The sequence below is a fragment of the Flavobacterium sp. genome (genome assembly GCF_003525665.1).
GTDB lineage: Bacteria > Bacteroidota > Bacteroidia > Flavobacteriales > Flavobacteriaceae > Flavobacterium.
Window position 1 is genome coordinate 1 of the sequence record NZ_DQDX01000081.1, and the last position, 2791, is coordinate 2791.

The 2791-nt window shown below is 32.9% G+C and carries 3 protein-coding genes; 1 reads left to right on the forward strand and 2 read right to left on the reverse strand.

What is annotated here, in order from left to right; translation table 11 throughout:
• Positions 1-51 precede the first annotated feature (51 nt).
• On the forward strand, positions 52-231 hold the full coding sequence (locus tag DIU01_RS05860; protein ID WP_035124507.1) for a twin-arginine translocase TatA/TatE family subunit: 180 nt from the start codon (positions 52-54) through the stop codon (positions 229-231).
• 69 nt (positions 232-300) lie between these two features.
• On the opposite strand, the gene DIU01_RS05865 is transcribed toward DIU01_RS05860, so the two are convergent.
• The gene (locus tag DIU01_RS05865; protein ID WP_290832422.1) at positions 301-2427 is read right to left on the reverse strand and encodes a Tex family protein; all 2127 of its coding nucleotides are present in this window, start codon (positions 2425-2427) and stop codon (positions 301-303) included.
• A gap of 1 nt (position 2428) precedes the next feature.
• Positions 2429-2791, reverse strand: a 363-nt coding sequence (locus tag DIU01_RS05870) for a hypothetical protein (protein WP_290832424.1), incomplete at its 5' end; no start/stop codon positions are given.

A 2791-nucleotide genomic window follows, 5' to 3' on the forward strand; every position in this document is an offset into this window, starting at 1 on the left:
TTGTAGGATAATTTTATTAAAAAATCTGCGAAAGCATAAATTCTATAAATCATGGGAAGAATGGGAGCAACTGAATGGATTGTTATTGGTGTTGTTATTTTACTACTTTTTGGAGGGAAAAAAATTCCTGAATTAATGAAAGGATTAGGTTCTGGAGTTAAAGAATTCAAAAATGCAGCAAAAGGCGAAGACCAACCTGCTGATTCTAAAAAAGAAGAAGAAACTAAATAAGTAGTAAATTCCAATATTTAAAATTCCAAATTCCAATACTATTGTTGGAATTTGGAATTTTGTGATTTATTAAAGTATCATCGTCAACTGAATTCGCTTTCTGTCTTCATCAACCTCAACTACTTTTACTTGAACGTGTTGGTGTAATTTTACAACTTCATTTACATCGGATACAAATCCTTCTTTTAGTTGTGAAATGTGAACCAATCCGCTTTCTTTAATACCGATATCGACAAAGCAACCAAATGCGGTGATGTTGTTAACAATTCCGGGTAAAACCATTCCGGTTCTTACATTTTTTATCGAAGTTACAGTTGGATCAAATTCGAAAACTTTTGCCGATTTTCTTGGATCTAAACCTGGTTTTTCTAACTCTTTTACAATGTCTTTTAGCGTTAGAATTCCGAATTCTTTGGTAACGTAATCTTCTAGTTTTATTTTCGAAATTTTTTCTTTATTGGCAATTAAATCGTTGGTTTTTAATCCTAAATCTTTCGCCATTTTTTCAACAATTCCATACGCTTCTGGATGAACTGCCGAATTATCTAACGGATTTTTTCCGTCTTTAATTCTGATGAAAGCTGCTGCTTGTTGGTAGGCTTTTTCTCCTAATCGCGGTACTTTTTTAAGTTGTTTTCTGTCTTCAAATGCGCCATTTTCTTGTCGGAATGCCACTATATTTTCGGCCATCTTCTCTCCTATTCCTGATACGTAACTCAACAACGATTTACTTGCTGTATTGATATTAATTCCAACCGAATTCACGCAACGAACTACAACCGAATCCAATTCTTCCTTCAATTTTGTTTGATCTACGTCGTGCTGGTATTGTCCAACTCCAATAGATTTTGCATCAATTTTTACCAATTCTGCCAATGGATCTGAAAGTCGTCTTCCGATAGAAACCGAACCTCGAACGGTAACATCATAATTTGGAAATTCGTCACGAGCAATTTTACTCGCAGAATAAACCGATGCACCAGCTTCTGAAACTACAAAAACTTGAATTGGTTTATCGAATGCTATTTTCTTGATGAAAAATTCTGTTTCTCTACTTGCTGTTCCGTTTCCGATAGAAATGGCTTCAATATTATAAGCATTTACCATCGAACGGATTTTTTTCATCGCCATCGCACTTTCATTCTGCGGTTGATGCGGATAAATGGTTTCGTTGTACAATAAATCGCCTTTTTCATCAAGACAAACTACTTTACATCCACTACGAAAACCTGGATCGATGGCTAAAATTCGTTTTTCGCCTAATGGTGGCGCAAGTAAAAGTTGACCTAAATTATTGGCAAAAACATCAATTGCGGTTTTATCGGCTTTGGCTTTGGCTTCTTGTAACGTTTCGTTAGAAATTGCTGGATGAAGCAATCGTTTATAACTGTCTTCGATTGCTAATTGAATGTGATTAATTGATGGACTGTTGCCGTTTTTGATAATCAATTCATCAATTATATCATAGGTTTCATCGAGATTGGTTTCGATTTTTAGTTTGATAAAACCTTCGTTTTCGGCACGAAGCATGGCTAATAATCGGTGTGAAGGTGCTTTGGAAATAGGTTCTGACCAATCAAAATATTGCTTGAACTTTTGTGCATCTTCTTCCTCAGCTTTCTTTTTTACAACTTTAGTTTCGATTACAGCTTTTCTATTGTACAATCGGCGTAAACTTTGTCTAACGGCAATATTTTCGTTTATCCATTCGGCAACGATATCTCTTGCGCCTTGAAGTGCTTCTTCTTCGTTGGCAACATTTTTATTAAGATATTGTGTTGACAAGAAATCAACATCGTCATTTTTTTGCGCTAAAATTAATGTTGCTAATGGTTCTAATCCGTTTTCGCGAGCAACATCTGCACGTGTTTTTTTCTTCTTTTTATAAGGCAAATACAAGTCTTCAATTTCTTGTAAATCGAATGATTTTTCAATTTTCGATTTCAATTCAGGAGTCAATTGTCCTTGTTCTTCTATCGTTTTTAGGATGCTTTCTTTACGTTTTACAATCTCGTCGAATTGCTTCGAAAGTTTTGCAATGGCTTCTATTTGAACCTCATCAAGATTGCCGGTTTGGTCTTTTCTATAACGAGAAATAAACGGAATCGTACAATCTTCTGAAAGCAATTTTAAGGTTGCTTCAATGTTTTTTGGAGTAGTGTTTACTTGGCTTTGAATGAAATTAATGTTCGTCATTTTAGTTGTTTTTATCTTTTAAAAATTTAAATTCTTTTTCTAAAGCTGTCACTAGTTTTTTTGAAGTTGGTATTCCACCCTCTTTAAAAGAATCTATATTTATTTTATAATCTGAAATTACGTAGTAAATGGTATTTATAAAAACATCGTCTTTTGCCATTTCGTCAACATTGGTAAAATCATCATAATTATAATTGTAATAATCATAATTTTTAAAATATTTAAAAATAAATGGCTTTAACTCTTTTTTGTCTTCATCATATATTTTGATGTCTGACATCAACTTATCCATCATTTCATAATAATTTGACAATTGAAATTTTAGTTTTTGATTTTTAATTAAATTCAAATTTTTATCTTTTAA

Excerpts from the sequence above, each read along its gene's own strand:
- DIU01_RS05865 (WP_290832422.1), bottom strand. The coding sequence starts at position 2,427 with ATGACGAACATTAATTTCATTCAAAGCCAAGTAAACACTACTCCAAAA.
- DIU01_RS05860 (WP_035124507.1), top strand. The coding sequence starts at position 52 with ATGGGAAGAATGGGAGCAACTGAATGGATTGTTATTGGTGTTGTTATT.